Below are 16,264 nucleotides of genomic sequence, written 5' to 3'. Positions count from 1 at the left end.
CTCCCACCCGGTCGCCCAGACCGTCCGGCTCGCACCGGGTGGGCTCAGACCGTCCGGCTCACGCCGGGTCGGCCGGTTTCGCGGGCAGACGCACCTCGAATGTCGTGTCGCCGGGAGCGCTGCGCACGGTGATGGTGCCGTTGTGGGCGTCCACGATCGCGCGCGCGATCGAGAGGCCGAGTCCCGTGCCGCCGGTCTTGCGGTCGCGCGAGCGATCGGCGCGGGCGAAGCGCTCGAACAGTTGCGAGGCGACGGAGGGGTCGATGCCGGGGCCGTCGTCGTGGACGCGCAGCACGGCCTCGGTGCCCTCGTGCGCGACCGACACGGTCACGGTGCTGCCGGCGGGCGTATGGGTGCGCGCGTTGGCGAGGAGATTCGCGATCACCTGGTGCAGCCGTGACGCGTCGCCGGCCAGCTCGACCGGCTCGTCGGGGACCTCGATGCTCCACGAGTGGTCGGGGCCGGCCGGGCGGGCGTCTCCGACCGCCTCGACCGCGAGCTGCGTGAGATCGACCGATCCGTAGACGAGCTCCTGCCCCTCGTCGAGCCGCGCGAGCAGCAGCAGATCCTCGACGAGGGTGGTCATGCGCAGCGACTGCGCCTGGATGCGCTCGAGCGACTGTTCGGTGGTCTCGACCGCGAGAGCGGTGCGCTGGCGGCTCTCGTCATCCTGGGCCTGCCGCATGGCGCGCAGCGACAGTTCCGAGAATCCTCGGATGGATGCCAAGGGGGTGCGCAACTCGTGACTGGCGTCGGCGACGAACCGGCGCATGAGTTCCTCGTTGCGCTGGCGGGCCGACAGCGAGGCGTCGACGCGGTCGAGCAGGGTGTTCAACGCCAGGCCGACCTGTCCGATCTCGGTATGGTCGTCGACCTGGTCGGCGGGGACGCGCTCGGTGATCGACACATCGCCCTGGTCCATGCGCAGCGAGGCCACCCGGGTGGCGGTCTCGGCGACCGAACGGAGCGGACGCAGACCGAGGCGGATCACGATCGCGATGATCGCGCCCAGCAGCAGCAGACCGCCGGTGGTGACGAGGGCGACGGTGGTGAGGATCGCTCCGATCGTGCTCGTGACGCTCGAGAGGGGCAGACCGACGAGGAAGAGGCTGTCGCTGCCCGGGGACTGGAACGTGCGGACCAGATACTCGCCGAGATTGGGGAGTTCGACGGTCTGAGCGTTCGAGTCCGCCGCCGCTTGCAGGCTGTCGGCGATGCGACTGAGGTCGTCCGTCGACAGGGCGCGGGCGCCCTCGTCGCCCACCACGGCGCCGGTGATGCCCGTACCGCGGGAGTTCATGACGAGCAGCGTGCCCGGATCGAAGAACCCGGATGCCAGCACTTCCTCCGCCGAGCTCTGGAACGCCGCGCGCGGCTGGATCGAGGCCGCGGCCTCGTCGACCTGCGCCCCCAGGTTGACGTAGAGAACGCCGCTGAGGATCGCGCTGGTGGAGATGCCGATCATCACGAGGATGAAAGCGACCATGCCGATGACCGCCGTCATGAGGCGCGCCTGAAGCGTCCAGGGTCGCCGCCGCAGCCGCTGGAACCGGGTCTCGGTCGCGGATGCGCGTGGGGGGACCGGGGGAGCCGGCCGCGGAGGCGGGGTCACTGGGGGGCTTTGATCATGTAGCCGACGCCGCGGACGGTGTGGATGAGCGGCTCGTTGCCGGCGTCGATCTTCTTGCGCAGGTACGAGATGTACAGCTCGACGACGCTCGAGCGACCACCGAAGTCGTAGTTCCAGACGCGGTCGAGGATCTGCGCCTTCGAGACCACGCGGCGCTGGTTGCGCATCAGGAAGCGCAGCAGCTCGAACTCGGTGGCGGTGAGCTCGATCTCCTTGTCGCCGCGCACGACCTCGTGGCTGTCCTCGTTGAGCGACAGGTCGCCGACCCGCAGGATGGGCTCGGAGTCGCGCGTCAGCGCGGTCCCGGCCCGCCGCATCAGGCCGCGCAGGCGCGCCACCACCTCCTCGAGGCTGAAGGGCTTGGTGACGTAGTCGTCTCCGCCGGCGGTGAGACCGGCGACGCGGTCGGCGACGGCGTCCTTTGCGGTGAGGAACAGCACGGGCACGTCGTTGCCCGAGTGGCGCAGGCGCTGCAGCACGGCCATGCCGTCGAGGTCGGGCATCATGATGTCGAGCACCATGGCATCCGGTTCGAAGTCGCGGGCGGCGGACAGCGCATCGAATCCGGAGCCGGCGGTCTTGACCTCCCAGCCCTCCATGCGCAGAGCCATCGAGAGGAGGTCGGTGAGCATCTGCTCATCGTCGACGACGAGCACGCGCAGCGCGCTCCCGTCGGGGCGGGTGAAGGCGGGGGCGGCGGCGGTCGCGGTCATGGAACTCATTGTGCGCCCCTATCTATGAGCTTTCTATGGCGCGGCTTATGGGATTCCTGAGAGCGAACGATCCGGCGGCTGAGGACGATCGCGACCCCCACGCCGACGGCCGCCCCGAGCGTGTTCGCGATGACGTCTCGCGGGTCGGCGACCCGGGTCGGCAGGAACGCCAGCTGAGTGATCTCGATCGCGGCGCTCAGCACCAGGCCGAGGAGGATCCCCTGCCACCACCGTCGACGCCACGCGACGACGAGCACGCCCAGGGGGACGAACAGCAGCACGTTCGCGCTGAACTCCACCAGGTCGAAGGTGATCCACGCCGTGCCGGGCCACGACGCCAGCGCGCGGAACACCCGGTGCAGGATGCCGCCCACCCGGTCGTCGTAGATCGAGGGGCGCAGCGTCATCCACCACACCGCTGCGGCGTAGACGCACGAGGCGGCGACGAGCAGTGCCCGTCGCCGCCTCGCCCGACCGATGGTCAGTGGGTGTCTTCCGCCTCGATCTCGGTGCGGTCGCCCGACCAGAGGGTGTGGAAGGTGCCCTCCTTGTCGATGCGGCGGTAGGTGTGCGCCCCGAAGAAGTCGCGCTGACCCTGGATGAGCGCTGCGGGCAGACGCTCGGCGCGCAGGCCGTCGTAGTACGCCAGCGACGAGCTGAAGGCGGGGGCCGGGATGCCGCTCGCCGCCGACAGCGAGACGATGTGGCGCCAGGCGTCCTGGGCGCGACCGAGCGCCTCGACGAAGTACGGGGCGGTCAGCAGTACGGGGAGGGTGGCCTCGGCGTCGTACGCCTCGGCGATGCGGTTGAGGAACTGCGCGCGGATGATGCAGCCGCCGCGCCAGATCTTCGACACCGCGCCCAGGTCGATGTTCCAGTCGTACTGCGCGGCGCCGGCGCGGATCTCGTCGAAGCCCTGCGAGTAGGCCACGATCTTCGAGGCGTACAACGCGAGGCGAACCTGCTCGATGAACGCGTCGGCATCCTCGCCCGACAGCACGTCGGTGCCCGAGGGGCCGGGGAGCTCGCGCGAGACCTCGCGCTGCTCGGGGTGGCTCGACAGCGAGCGGGCGAAGGTCGCCTCGGCGATGCCCGAGACCGGCACGCCCAGGTCGAGAGCCGTCTGAACGGTCCACGCGCCGGTGCCCTTGGCCCCGGCCTGGTCGAGGATGACGTCGACGAGCGGCTTGCCGGTGTCGGCGTCGGTCTGGCGCAGCACCTCGGCGGTGATCTCGATGAGGTAGGACTCCAGCTCGCCGCGGTTCCACTCGGCGAAGACGTCGGCGATCTCGGCCGGCGACTTGCCCGTGGCGCGGCGGATGAGGTCGTAGGCCTCGGCGATGAGCTGCATGTCGGCGTACTCGATGCCGTTGTGCACCATCTTGACGAAGTGGCCCGCGCCGTCGTGGCCGACGTGCGTGACGCACGGCTCGCCCTCGGCGACCGCGGCGATGGACTTCAGGATGGGGCCGAGCGTGGCCCAGGCCTCGTCGGAGCCCCCCGGCATGATCGAGGGGCCGCGCAGCGCGCCCTCTTCGCCGCCCGAGACGCCCATGCCGACGAAGTTGATGCCGGTCTCGCGCACGGCCTTCTCGCGGCGGATGGTGTCGGTGAACAGGGCATTGCCGCCGTCGACGATGATGTCGCCGGGCTCGAACACCTTCACCAGCTCGTCGATGACGAAGTCGGTGGGGCGGCCGGCCTTGACCATGATGATCGCGGTGCGGGGCTTCGACAGCGACGCGGCGAAGTCCTCGTACGAGAACGAGGCGACGAAATTCGCCTCGGGGTGCTGCTCGAGAACGTGCTCGGTCTTGTCCTTGCTCCGGTTGAAGATCGCGACCGTGTTGCCCTCGCGGCTGGCGAGGTTGCGGGCGAGGTTCGAGCCCATCACGGCCAGACCCACGACGCCGATGTTGGCGCGGCCGTCGCCGTCGCCCTCGGGGCGCGAGTCGGCCTCGGCGGTGGGGCGGTCCACCTCTTCGATACCGGGCGCACCCTCGTGCACCTGTGCGGCCTCGTGAGGGGCCTGATCCTGGTCGGTCGAGGGTCCGGTCGGGGAGGGGGTCGACGTCATTCGTTGCTCCGTAAATCGGCTGCGAGAAGGGGTTTCGGGCGCACATGGGGTTGCCGATGCCACTTTATCGGCTCGACTCCCGCGTGTTTCAGGCGGGGGAGAGGCTGAGGCGGTCGACGACCTCCTGCACCTGTTCGCCGGGGGTCAGGTCGAGGTCGACGCGGATCGCCCGCTCGTCGGCATCCGGCATCTCCAACGTCTCGAACTGCGAGGTCAACAGCGACGGCGGCATGTAATGCCCCTGGCGGCGCAGCAGACGATCGAGCACGAGCTTCGGGTCGCCCATCAGCAGCACGAAGGTCACGTCGTCGCGGCGCAGCACGTCGCGGTAGCTGCGCTTGAGTGCCGAGCACGTGATGACGCCGGGCCGTCCGGCGGAGATCTGACCGTCGATCCATCCGGCGACCCGGTCGAGCCACGGCCAGCGGTCGTCGTCGGTGAGGGCGTGACCGGATGCCATCTTCGAGACGTTCTCCGCGGGGTGCAGGTCGTCGCCCTCCTGGAAGTCCCACCCCAGCCGGCCGGCGAGCATGCCGGCGACGGTGGACTTGCCGGTGCCGGCGGGGCCCATGAATACGAGGACGGGGACGGTCATGGCTTCTCTCTTCGTCGGGGGAAGGGGTCAGATGGAGCGGCGCACTTCGGTGAGCACGGCGGCGACGTACAGCCGCGTGTGCTCCTCCGCCGCGTCGGCGTCGGCCCGGGCGATGGCGGCGGCGGTGGCGACGTGATTGTCCAGCGCGTCGGGGTTCGGGATGCCGGGGGTCAGGCCGTGCATCGAGCGTCCCTCGATCGCGGCGGCGATGGGGGCGCGCGCGGCGGCGAGCATGAGGTTGCCGCTGGAGACGAGGATCAGGTCGTGGAAGGCGATGTCGGCTGCGAGGTACTCGGGCGAGTTGCCGAGACCGGCGGCGCCGAGGCGCTCGAGCTCCTCGGCCAGGCGCAGGATCTCCCCGCGTTGCAGGTCGGTCGCCCGACGCGCGCTCAGTCGCGCGGCGACGGGTTCGACCGCGGCGCGCAGCTCCGTGGTGTTCGCGATGAGCTGGTCGCGGCGCTTGCCGGCGAGCTGCCAGCCGATGAGCCGGGTGTCCAGAGCGCTCCAGTCGGAGGCGGGCCGCACGGTGATGCCGACGCGACGACGCTGAGCGAGCATGCCCATGGCCTCGAGCACGCGGACGGCTTCGCGCACGACGGTGCGCGAGACGCCGTACTCGGCCTCGAGCGCGGCAAGGGTCAGAACGTGGCCCGTGGGCAGGTCCCCGTCGACGATGCGCATGCCGAAGGCGTCCAGCAACGATCCGTGCGATGCGCGGGCCATGACCCCTCCTCAGGTCGTTTGATACGACCTTATCTTGTCAAAGATACGATCTTTATGTGAAAATGCCTTCACTCACCCGTGGGTGCGGGTCACACACAGCTTGCCCGATGCCGCGCCCCCCTGAATCAACGGAGATCTCGTGGACGACTGGACCCAAACACTCGGCACGGCGCCCTTGCTCGCCATCGCCGCGGGCGCGATCGCGCTCATCCTGGTGCTCATCATCTGGCTGAAGGTGCACGCGTTCCTCGCGCTCATCATCGTGTCGCTGGTGACGGCGTTCGTCGCCGGCATCCCGGTGTCGACCATCGTGACCACCTTGACCGGAGGGTTCGGAGGAACGCTCGGAACGGTCGCGCTCCTGGTCGCCCTCGGCGCGATGCTCGGCAGGCTCATCGAGCACTCCGGCGGCGCCCAGTCGCTCGCCGAGACCTTCGTGCGCATCTTCGGCGAGAAGCGGGCGCCCTTCGCCCTCGGCATCGTCTCGCTCATCCTCGGCTTCCCGATGTTCTTCGACGCCGGGCTCGTCATGATGCTGCCCATCATCTTCGCCATCGCGCGTCGCGTCTCGGGCAACAACGTGCTGCTGTTCGGCCTGCCGGCGGCCGCCGCCTTCTCGGTCATGCACGTCTTCCTGCCGCCGCACCCGGGCCCGGTCACGGCGAGCGGCCTCTACGGCGCGAACCTCGGCCTCGTGCTCATCGTCGGCCTGATCATCGCGTTCCCGATCTGGTACCTCTCGGGCTACCTGTGGGGCAAGTTCATCGCGCGCCGCATCGTGCTGCCCGTGCCCGCCCTCTTCGGCGACGTCGACGCCGATCAGCCGGCCAACCCGCCCAAGCCGCTCACGGTCATCGCCGTCCTGTTGCTGCCGATGCTGCTCATCTTCCTCAACACGGGTCTGACCACCCTGGGCGCCGCCGGTGTCGTGCCGACGGACAACACGGTCGTCCAGGTGCTCATCCTGCTCGGCAACTCGCCCGTCGCGCTGCTCATCACCGTGCTCGTCGCGACCGTCGTCTTCGGCTTCCGCCGCGGCGAGAACGGCACCGCCCTCGAGAAGGTCGTCGACTCGGCGCTCGGACCGGTGTGCTCGGTCATCCTCATCACCGGCGCCGGTGGCATGTTCGGTGCCGTCCTGCGCGCCTCGGGCATCGGCGACGCGCTGGCCGACAGCCTGGGCGACCTCGGTCTGCCGGTCATCGTCGCCGCTTACGTCATCGCCGTCATCCTCCGTCTCGCGCAGGGCTCGGCGACCGTCGCCCTCGTCACCGCCGCGGGCCTGGCGGCCCCGGCCGTCATGGCGGGCGACTTCTCGCCGCTGCAGGTGGTCGCCATCACCCTCGCCACGGCCGCCGGCTCCGTGTTCGCCGGTCACGTCAACGACTCCGGCTTCTGGCTGGTCGGACGCCTGATGGGTATGGACGTCAAGACCACCCTGAAGACGTGGACGGTGCAGCAGGCCATCGAGTCGGTGCTCGGCTTCCTCGCGGCGCTCCTCGTCTTCGGCATCGGCGCGCTGCTGTGACCGGCTCGAACGCCGACCTGTTCGACGTCTCCGACCGACTCGCGCTCGTCACCGGCTCATCGCGGGGCCTCGGCCGCGCGCTGGCCCTCACCCTCGCCCGCGGCGGCGCCCGCGTCATCGTGCACGGTCGTGACGAGGATGCCGTGGAGCGGACCCGCGCCGAGGCCGAGGAGCTGTCGGGGCGCCCCGCCCACGCGGTGGTGTTCGACGTCACCGATGCCACCGCGGTCGAGACGGGCGTGACCGGCCTGCTCGAGGAGGTCGGGGTTCCCGACATCCTCGTCAACAACGCCGGCGTGCAGCGCCGGGCGCCGATCCACGAGTTCGCGGTCGCCGACTGGGACGACATCGTCGCGGCGAACCTCTCGGGCGTCTTCTACGTCTCGCGGTTCGTCACCCCCGCGATGGTCGCGCGCGGATCGGGCAAGGTCGTCAACGTCGCGTCGGTGCAATCGCGCCTGGCGCGGCAGACGATCGCGCCGTACTCGGCCACGAAGGGCGGCGTCGCGCAGCTCACGGCCGGCATGGCCGCCGACCTCGCGCGGTTCGGCATCCAGGTGAACGCCCTGAGTCCGGGGTACTTCGCGACGGAGATGAACCGCGCCCTGGTCGACGATCCCGAGTTCACGCGCTGGTTGACCCAGCGCACGCCCGCCGCCCGATGGGGCGACTTCGACGAGCTTCGCGGGGCTCTGCTGTTCCTCGCGTCCGACGCGTCGAGCTTCGTCTCGGGGCAGAACATCTTCGTCGACGGCGGGATGACGGCGGTCGTCTGACCGCGGAGAGGGAGACCGATGAAGTCGCTGCTGATCGAGAAGGCGCTCACCGCGCAGGTGCAGGACGTCGCCGTTCCCGAGCCCGGGGAGGGGCAGGTGCGCCTTCGCGTGGAATACGTCGGCATCTGCGGATCCGACCTGCACTACTACTACGAGGGGGCCAACGGCGCCTTCGTCGTGCGCGAGCCGTTGGTTCCGGGGCACGAGCTCTCCGGGCGGGTCGACCTCGATCCCTCCGGTGTTCTGGCGGAGGGGACGCCGGTCACCGTGCACCCCGCCCGCTTCGGCACGCCGCGAGAGGGCATCGAGAACGCCCCGCACCTGTGGCCGGGCGGGTCGTACCTGGGCAGCGCCTCGGCATGGCCGCACACCCAGGGCGCGGCATCCGAGTACCTGATCGTCGAGGCCGACATGGTGCGCGTGCTGCCGGAGGAGCTGCCGGTGCGCCGGGCGGTGCTGGCCGAGCCTCTGGCCGTGGCGCTGCACGCGCTCGGCAAGGCGGGAGACGTCGCGGGACTCGAGGTCCTCGTCACCGGCTCGGGACCCATCGGCCTGATGGCCGTGGCCGCCGCGGCGGCCGCCGGGGCGCGCGTCACGGCGACGGACGTGTTGACCGGGCCCCTCGAGCGCGCCGCGGACCTGGGCGCTGCGGCGACCATCGACGTGTCGAGCGAGCAGGTCGAGCCGAACGCGTACGCCGTGGTGCTCGAATGCTCGGGCGTGCCCGTCTCCATCTCGACGGCGCTGAAGGCCGTACGCCCCGGAGGCACCGTCGTGCAGGTCGGCATGCTGCCGGATGACCCGCGCCCGGTGAACCTCGCCCCCTTCATCTCGAAGGAGGTCCGCTACCTCGGCGCGTTCCGATTCCTCGACGAGATCGACCGCGCGGTGCAGCTGCTCGCGTCCACCCCCGGTATCGAGAGCGCGCTCACGCACGAGTTCGCGGTGACGGATGCCGAGGAGGCCTTCGCCACGGCGCGCGACTCGCAGCGCTCGGGCAAGGTCGTCTTCGCGCTCTGACCGACGAGAACGCCCCGGTCGCCGCCCGAGAGGACGGTGACCGGGGCGTTCGAGCGTCCGATGGGCCCGGGCCGGCCGGGATGCGTCGTGAATGCGCGCGCGGACGCCGTCAGGTCGCGGCGACGATGGTCTACGGGCTCGGCGCGTCGAATCCGTCGGAAGAAGCCGGGGCGCGCGCCGGGGACGACCCCCGCGCGGACACCTCGACGCGAGACCGGGGCTCGAGGAGCAGCCCGTGTGGGCGTCAGTGCTTCTTGTACGAGGCGTTGCGGCCGAGCGAGAAGAGCGCGCCGATCGCGGCGACGCCGCCGATCGCGGCCAGGCCGCCGACGACCCAGATCACGACGTGAGAGAAGAAGCCGCTGTCCATGATGATCCTCCGGGTCGGTGTGGCCCCTCGATCCTACCGTCGCCGTCGCGTGCTCCTGTCCGCCCCCGCATCGCGGGGGTCGAGAGCGCGGGCCGTCGCTGGTAGACTTCCGGGGTACTTCGGCGAGGGATGCCATCGCTGTGCGCCCGCAGGGAGCACCCGGCATCCGTGATCGACGCGGTGATGCAGGCTCCCGGCTTTCCTCACGCGCTCGCGTTCGAGTCGAATCCAGACCACACAGGTGCGGACACCGTCCGCTCACAAGCTGCGGGACATGAGCCCGCGAGGAGAACAACATGTCGGAAGACAACAAGGTCGTCGCGGAGCTCCGCGAGAACTTCGGCAAGGGCTTCGCCCGTCGCCTCCGCGCCGCGGGCAAGATCCCGGCCGTCATCTACGGTCACGGCACCGAGCCCCAGCACGTCGCGCTGCCCGGTCACCAGACCGCGCTGCTCATCCGTCGCGCCAACGCGCTGCTCGACCTCGACATCGCGGGCAAGAGCCAGCTCGTCCTGGTGAAGGATGTGCAGAAGGACCCCGTGCGTCAGATCATCGAGCACATCGACCTCATCGTCGTGAAGAAGGGCGAGAAGGTCCAGGTCGACGTGCCCGTCGTCGTCACCGGTGAGCCCTTCCCCGGCACCATCGCGATGCTCGACGCCACCTCGGTGTCGCTCGAGGTCGAGGCCACCCACATCCCGCAGAACATCGAGGTCGACGTCGAGGGCGCCGAGGACGGCACCCAGATCACCGCCGCCGACCTGACGCTCCCCGCCGGCGCCTCGCTGGTCACCGAGCCCGAGACCCTCGTCGTGGGCGTCTCGGTTCCGCTCGACACCATCGCCGCCGACGAGGAGATCGCCGAGGCCGACGCCGAGGTCGCCGAGGAGCAGTCGGAGGAGGCCGAGACGGCCGCCGAAGAGGGCGACGAGAACTGATCCTGCGCGGGTCCTCCGAGACCCGCACACGACGAGGGGACGCGGATTCGCGTCCCCTCGGTCGTTTCCACGGGGTCCGCGCGCGGATCCGGAAGGATGGATGCCATGGCTGACACCTGGCTCATCATCGGTCTCGGCAACCCCGGACCGCGATACGAGGCCACGCGCCACAACATCGGCCAGATGGTCGTCGACGAGCTCGCCGCCCGCCGGCGTGAGGCGTTCCGTGCGCACAAGGCGAACGCGCGCGTGGCCGAGACCTGGGTGCGCCCGGGCGCGGCGAAGCTCATCCTCGCCAAGCCGAACAGCTTCATGAACGTCTCGGGCGGCCCCGCGGCGGGTCTCGCGCGTTTCTACGGCATCGACCCCGATCGCGTCGTCGTCGTCCACGATGAGCTCGACATCCCCTTCGACACGCTCAAGCTCAAGACCGGCGGCGGTCACGGCGGGCACAACGGCGTCCGCGACGTCGCGAAGGCGCTCGGCACGGCGGACTTCCCGCGTGTGCGGGTGGGCATCGGCCGACCGGCGGGTCGCCAGGATCCTGCCGACTGGGTGCTCGACCCCTTCGGCGCCACCGAGCGCACGACGCTGCCGATCCTCGTCTCGGATGCCGCGGATGCCGTGGAGCTCCTGGTCGAGGAGGGACTCGTCGCCGCGCAGCAGCGATTCCACGCCCCGCGCGCCTGAGCGGCGCTGAGCCGACGCCCCGTACGCACGACGGCCCCGGTCCGTGAGGACCGGGGCCGTCGTGGCGGTGAGGGGGTCACATGCCGGAGCCGACGCCGATCCCGATGCCGCTCACGAACGCGACGATGACGGCGATGCCGCCGAGGACCGAGATGGCGACGGCGGCGAAGCCCCATCCGCGCCCGCGGTTCTTGACCGCGGCGACGATGCCCTGGATGAATCCCCAGAGCGCGAAGATCCCGTAGACGGCGAACGCGGCGATGCCGAGCACACTGGCGGCGATGGCCTTCTGCGAGGCGTCCGGCGGGAAGGTCGTCGGGTCGTTCTGACCGTCCAGCCCGGCGTACTGCTGCAACCCGCCGGCCTGCACGCCGGCGATGACGGCGAGGATGATGCCCACGACGACGCCCGCGGCCGCGGCGAGGAACGCGATCAGCCCGAGGGTCGTCGATCGCCGACCGCCGTCGTACACCGGTGCCGAGGGCGCCCGGCCGGCGTCGGGGTAGGCGTTCGCGCGATCGTAGGGCGGGGGAGTGGTGCTGCTCACGGGATCCTCCTCGGATGGGTCGACGGGCCGTTGCCCGGACCCCAGCCTAGGAAATCCGCCGTCGCCGCTCACCGGGTGGACGGCGGGCGCGCCGACCGGTAGCGGGGTCAGACCGCGACGCCGGTTCCACCCGGCAAGGTCGCGATCCCGCCGACGAGCGCGAGGGCGACGAAGATCCCGAAGAGCACAGGTCCGAGCACGCCGATCACGATCGCCGCAATGCCCGCCCCGCGTGCGGAGCCGCGCACCGTCGCCACGATGCCCATCGCGACCGCGGCGACGCCGATGACCGTCGCCGTCCAGAAGGTGATCTCGCCGACCAGCACCAGATCGCGGACGGGTGAGAGCACCCGGAGATCGATGGTCGAGGGGCCGGCGGCGAGGAGACCGGGCCCGGCACCCCGCGCGATGCGGAACGCGACGAATCCGGCGACGGCGGATGCCAGCACCCCCGCGATCAGCGCCAGCAGCAGAGCCCACGTTCCCAGCGGCCGCCCGCGGCGCTTCGTCGGCACGGGAGCGAGCAGGGTCCCGACCGGCGGCGCGACGTGGGGCGCTGTGAAGACCGGTCCGTCCGGAGCGCTGGGGGAGGACATGCCGCCACTCTACGCAGGACCCTCCCTCCGGGGTGGCTCAGCCCGTCGAGCCCCGTCCCGGGTGGCTTCGCTTCACCCGGAGGTGGCTGCACCCGTCGACATCACCGGTCGACATCGCACGAATGACCGTGCCCGTGTTCGTCCAGCCCCGCCCGGTGTCGGTGGCCCCGCGTAGACTTTCCCGAGTGACAGTTCCCGGGATCGTCCGCGCCCTCGAGCAGGCTGAGTCGTACCGCGAGGCCGCGTCCGCGGCCTCCGCCGACCTGTCTCTCTCCCTCGTCGACGGCCTCGACGCGCCCGTCATCGCGGGCCTGATCGAGCGTCGTCGCGCCTCAGGCGACCCGGGCGCCGTTCTGGTGATCGCGCCGACGGGTCGTCGGGCCGAGTCGCTCGGTCCGGCACTGGATGCCGTGCTCCCCGGCGCCCAGGTGCTGCACTTCCCCGCCTGGGAGACGCTTCCGCACGAGCGGTTGAGCCCCAGCCCCGAGACGGTCGGGCGCCGCCTCGACGTCCTCCGGCGCATCGCCGCGTGGAACGGCGAGTCGCCCTTGGTCGTCACCGCGTCCGTCCGCAGCGCCCTCCAGCCCCTCGCGCCCGGGCTCGGCGACGTCGAGCCCGTCGAACTCGTGGTCGGCGGACGCGGGCACGAGCTCGAGAGCGTGACCACCCGCCTCGTCGAATTGGCGTACCACCGGGTCGACATGGTGTCCCGGCGCGGCGAGTTCGCCGTGCGCGGCGGCATCCTCGACGTCTTCCCTCCGGTGGCCGACCACCCCTATCGCGTGGAGTTCTTCGGCGATGAGGTCGATCAGATCCGCGCCTTCTCGGTCGCCGACCAGCGATCGCTGCCCGGCGAGGTCACCGAGGTCACGCTCGTCCCCAGCCGCGAACTCCTCCTCACCTCGGAGGTGCGCGCCCGAGCGGCCGCGCTGCGCGACGGGTACCCGGGCCTGCGTCAGCTCCTGGAGAAGATGGCCGAGGGAATTCCCGCCGAGGGCATGGAGTCCCTCATCCCCGTGCTCGTCGACGATCTCGTCACCCTCGTCGACTACCTGCCGGGCGGCAGCGCCGTCGCCCTCGTCGATCCCGAGCGTTCTCTCGCCCGCGCGACGACCCTCGGCGACACCAACCGCGAGTTCCTCGAGGCCGCCTGGTCGGCGGCGACCGCGGGGGCCGACACCCCCGTCGATCTCGACTCCGGCGACTTCGTGACGCTCGACGACCTGCACGAGCGCGCGAGCGGCCGCGGAGGCGTGTGGTGGCAGCTCAGCGCTTTCGATTCCGGAGCGGCGGATGCCGAGGACGAGGGCCTCGTGATCGGCGACGACTCCGCTCAGCGCGTCAAGGCCGACGCGGTGCCGTCGTTCCAGGGCAACGTCGAGGGCGCCACCGCGCACGTCGGTCAGCTGCTCGCCGACGGCTGGTCCGTCGTGGTCACGGCATCCGGACCGGGGATGGTGGATCGCGCCCGAGACGTCCTCGCGGAGCGCGGCATCGCGGCCCGACGGGTCGACGATCTGCGCCTCCCGCCCGAGCCCGGGGTGGCCCACGTCGTGTGCGCGCCGATGGAACGGGGCTTCCAGCTCGTCGAGGCGCGGTTCGCCGTGATCACCGAGACCGAGTTCTACGGCCGGTCGGTGGGTTCCGACAACCGCGGCGCGAAGAAGCTCGCATCCCGTCGGCGCAACGTCGTCGATCCTCTGCAGCTCAAGCCCGGCGACGTCGTCGTGCACGCCACGCACGGCATCGGCAAGTTCCTCGAGCTGACGCAGCGCGAGGTCTCCAGCGGAGGCCGCAACGCGGTGAAGACGACGAAGGAGTACCTCGTCCTGGAGTATGCGCCGGCCAAGCGCGGCTATCCCGGCGACAAGCTGTTCGTCCCCACCGACCAGCTCGACCTGCTGTCGAAGTACGTCGGCGGCGAGGCGCCGACGCTGTCGAAGATGGGCGGCAGCGACTGGGCGGCCGCCAAGGGCCGTGCCCGCAAGGCCGTGCGCGACATCGCGGTCGAGCTGGTGAAGCTGTACTCGGCGCGTATGGCGTCCAAGGGCTACGCCTTCGGGCCCGACACGCCGTGGCAGCGCGAGCTGGAGGAGGCGTTCCCCTTCGCCGAGACGCAGGATCAGCTGCAGACGATCGACGAGATCAAGGCCGACATGGAGAAGCCGATCCCGATGGATCGCCTGCTCTCCGGCGACGTGGGCTTCGGCAAGACCGAGGTCGCGGTGCGCGCCGCGTTCAAGGCCATCCAGGACGGCAAACAGGTCGCGATGCTCGTGCCGACGACCCTGCTCGTCAAGCAGCACCTCGAGACGTTCGCCGAGCGCTTCGCCGGGTTCCCCGTCACCGTTCGCCCGCTCTCTCGTTTCCAGACCGACAAAGAGGCGAAAGCGACGCTCGCGGGCCTCACCGACGGCACGGTCGACATGGTCATCGGAACGCACCGCATCCTCACCGAGAAGGTCGTCTTCAAGGACCTCGGGCTCATGATCATCGATGAGGAGCAGCGCTTCGGCGTCGAGCACAAGGACCAACTGAAGAAGCTGAAGACCAACGTCGACATCCTGGCGATGAGCGCGACACCCATTCCGCGCACGCTCGAGATGGCGGTCACCGGGATTCGCGAGATGTCGACCCTGGCCACCCCGCCGGAGGACCGGCATCCGATCCTGTCGTATGTAGGCCCGCGCAACGACAAGCAGATCGCCGCGGCCATCCGCCGTGAACTGCTGCGCGAAGGCCAGGTGTTCTACGTGCACAACCGCGTGTCGTCGATCCAGCGGGTCGCCGCGCACCTCGCCGAGCTCGTACCCGAGGCGCGCATCGTCGTCGCCCACGGGCAGATGGGTGAGCACGCCCTCGAGCAGGTCGTCGACGACTTCTGGGAGCGCCGGGCCGACGTGCTCGTGTCGACCACGATCATCGAGACCGGTCTCGACATCTCGAACGCGAACACGATCATCATCGACCGTGCCGACAAGTACGGCCTGTCGCAGCTGCACCAGCTGCGCGGGCGTGTGGGGCGCGGCCGCGACCGGGCCTACGCGTACTTCCTCTACGACGACATGAAGCCACTGTCCGAGACCGCGGCCGACCGCCTCGAGACCATCGCGGTCAACAACGACCTCGGTTCCGGAATGCAGGTGGCGTTGAAAGACCTCGAGCTGCGCGGAGCCGGCAACCTGCTGGGAGCGGAGCAGGCGGGCCACATCGCCGGCGTCGGGTTCGACCTGTACCTGCGCATGATCGGCGAGGCGGTGTCGACATTCCGCGGTGAAGACGTCGACGGCCCGACCGAGCTGCGCCTCGAGCTGCCGGTCGATGCGCGTCTGCCCGAGTTCTACATCGACAGCGAGCGGCTGCGCCTCGAGGCTTACCAGAAGCTGTCGGCCGCGGCATCCGCCACGGCGAAGGACGATGCCATCGACCTCGTCGTCGAAGAGCTCCGCGACCGCTACGGTGAGCCCCCGGCGGAGGTCGAGGGTCTCGTCGCCGTGGCGCGTCTTCGTCGCCGTGCCGCCCAGGCCGGACTCGCCGACGTCGTGGCGATGGGGTCCAACCTGCGTATCGCCCCCGCCGACCTCCCCGACTCCATGCGCGTGCGTCTCCAGCGCCTCTACCCGAAGGCGAAGCTGGTGGCGGGAGGGGATGCCATGGTCGTCCCCCTTCCTCAGGATGCCGACGACGCGAACCTCATCGCCTGGGTGCGGCAGCTGCTCGATGCGCTCCGGCCCGCTCCGGCGCAGAAGAGCGCCGAGGCCGCGAACGCCTGAACGGTCACGGTCCGCCGAGGGATTCCCGGATGGCCCGGTCGACGACGCGTCGGCCGGGCCATCCCGCGTTTCGGGCCTGTTTCCGCGGCATCACGATCGCGACACGCCCGGGGTGTGTGCTCGATTCGACGGGGTGGTCGTTCGGGCGTAACTTATTACTTGTTCGCCCCACAGGGGAGAGCGGAGCGGCCGGAAGGCCCCGCAGCCCCTCAAGTAGCGAACCACCCCCAACATCTGTTCTTGAGAGTTTCGGTTCTCTGGTTTACAGTTGGGGTTCTGCCGTTCGGC

At 70.4% G+C, this 16,264-nt stretch carries 15 protein-coding genes; 6 read left to right on the top strand and 9 right to left on the bottom strand.

The features are described from left to right. Positions 1-58: 58 nt before the first annotated feature. The 6 genes from AB0230_RS05920 to AB0230_RS05895 all read right to left on the bottom strand — a co-directional run bounded on the left by AB0230_RS05920 (position 59) and on the right by AB0230_RS05895 (position 5,738). Complete coding sequence (locus AB0230_RS05920; RefSeq protein WP_366374551.1) at positions 59-1,504, bottom strand: ATP-binding protein; 1,446 nt, start codon at positions 1,502-1,504, stop codon at positions 59-61. Positions 1,505-1,608: 104 nt separating this feature from the next. Then, positions 1,609-2,343 carry a response regulator transcription factor gene (locus tag AB0230_RS05915; RefSeq protein WP_264631701.1) on the bottom strand — a complete coding sequence of 245 codons (735 nt, stop codon included), beginning with the start codon at positions 2,341-2,343 and terminating at the stop codon, positions 1,609-1,611. A 5-nt stretch (positions 2,344-2,348) separates the two neighbouring features. Continuing rightward, positions 2,349-2,795 carry a VanZ family protein gene (locus tag AB0230_RS05910; RefSeq protein WP_315995256.1) on the bottom strand — a complete coding sequence of 149 codons (447 nt, stop codon included), beginning with the start codon at positions 2,793-2,795 and terminating at the stop codon, positions 2,349-2,351. Positions 2,796-2,824: 29 nt separating this feature from the next. After that, positions 2,825-4,420, bottom strand: coding sequence for an NADP-dependent phosphogluconate dehydrogenase (gene gndA, locus AB0230_RS05905; protein ID WP_363578629.1), 1,596 nt, complete (start codon positions 4,418-4,420; stop codon positions 2,825-2,827). A gap of 88 nt (positions 4,421-4,508) precedes the next feature. Then, positions 4,509-5,015: a gluconokinase gene (locus tag AB0230_RS05900; protein ID WP_363578630.1), complete on the bottom strand. Its 507-nt coding sequence runs from the start codon at positions 5,013-5,015 to the stop codon at positions 4,509-4,511. A gap of 27 nt (positions 5,016-5,042) precedes the next feature. Continuing rightward, a complete protein-coding gene (locus AB0230_RS05895) occupies positions 5,043-5,738 on the bottom strand; it encodes an FCD domain-containing protein (RefSeq protein ID WP_315994619.1) in 696 nt (231 codons plus the stop codon). Between the two features lie 139 nt (positions 5,739-5,877). Between AB0230_RS05895 and AB0230_RS05890 the strand changes: the two genes are divergently transcribed. From AB0230_RS05890 to AB0230_RS05880, 3 genes are read left to right on the top strand one after another with little or no spacing between them, the layout of a single operon-like run. After that, positions 5,878-7,266, top strand: coding sequence for a GntP family permease (locus AB0230_RS05890; RefSeq protein WP_315994618.1), 1,389 nt, complete (start codon positions 5,878-5,880; stop codon positions 7,264-7,266). Then, on the top strand, positions 7,263-8,042 hold the full coding sequence (locus AB0230_RS05885) for an SDR family oxidoreductase (RefSeq protein ID WP_366374549.1): 780 nt from the start codon (positions 7,263-7,265) through the stop codon (positions 8,040-8,042). Before AB0230_RS05890 ends, AB0230_RS05885 begins: the two co-directional genes overlap by 4 nt. An 18-nt stretch (positions 8,043-8,060) precedes the next feature. Next, a complete protein-coding gene (locus tag AB0230_RS05880; RefSeq protein ID WP_366374547.1) occupies positions 8,061-9,062 on the top strand; it encodes a zinc-binding dehydrogenase in 1,002 nt (333 codons plus the stop codon). A gap of 244 nt (positions 9,063-9,306) precedes the next feature. Here the strand turns inward: AB0230_RS05880 and AB0230_RS05875 are convergent, their stop codons facing one another. Continuing rightward, positions 9,307-9,432, bottom strand: a complete 126-nt coding sequence (locus AB0230_RS05875) for a hypothetical protein (RefSeq protein WP_315994615.1) — start codon at positions 9,430-9,432, stop codon at positions 9,307-9,309. A gap of 296 nt (positions 9,433-9,728) precedes the next feature. Between AB0230_RS05875 and AB0230_RS05870 the strand changes: the two genes are divergently transcribed. Together AB0230_RS05870 and pth are read left to right on the top strand one after the other, a co-directional pair. Continuing rightward, positions 9,729-10,370: a 50S ribosomal protein L25/general stress protein Ctc gene (locus tag AB0230_RS05870; RefSeq protein WP_315994614.1), complete on the top strand. Its 642-nt coding sequence runs from the start codon at positions 9,729-9,731 to the stop codon at positions 10,368-10,370. A 105-nt stretch (positions 10,371-10,475) separates the two neighbouring features. Beyond that, entirely contained in the window at positions 10,476-11,060 is a 585-nt protein-coding gene (gene pth, locus AB0230_RS05865; protein WP_315994613.1) for an aminoacyl-tRNA hydrolase, read from the top strand. A 76-nt stretch (positions 11,061-11,136) separates the two neighbouring features. On the opposite strand, the gene AB0230_RS05860 is transcribed toward pth, so the two are convergent. Both AB0230_RS05860 and AB0230_RS05855 read right to left on the bottom strand, forming a co-directional pair. After that, on the bottom strand, positions 11,137-11,607 hold the full coding sequence (locus tag AB0230_RS05860) for a hypothetical protein (RefSeq protein ID WP_315994612.1): 471 nt from the start codon (positions 11,605-11,607) through the stop codon (positions 11,137-11,139). Between the two features lie 107 nt (positions 11,608-11,714). Beyond that, entirely contained in the window at positions 11,715-12,203 is a 489-nt protein-coding gene (locus AB0230_RS05855; protein WP_315994611.1) for a hypothetical protein, read from the bottom strand. 185 nt (positions 12,204-12,388) lie between these two features. On the opposite strand from AB0230_RS05855, the gene mfd reads away from it, so the two are divergent. Further along, positions 12,389-15,976, top strand: a complete 3,588-nt coding sequence (gene mfd, locus AB0230_RS05850) for a transcription-repair coupling factor (protein WP_366374542.1) — start codon at positions 12,389-12,391, stop codon at positions 15,974-15,976. Positions 15,977-16,264: the final 288 nt, after the last annotated feature.

The organism is Microbacterium sp. NPDC089190, from assembly GCF_040701795.1.
Lineage (GTDB): Bacteria > Actinomycetota > Actinomycetes > Actinomycetales > Microbacteriaceae > Microbacterium > Microbacterium galbum.
Note: the sequence above shows the minus strand (reverse complement) of the source record. Positions and strands in the feature narration are given on the sequence as shown.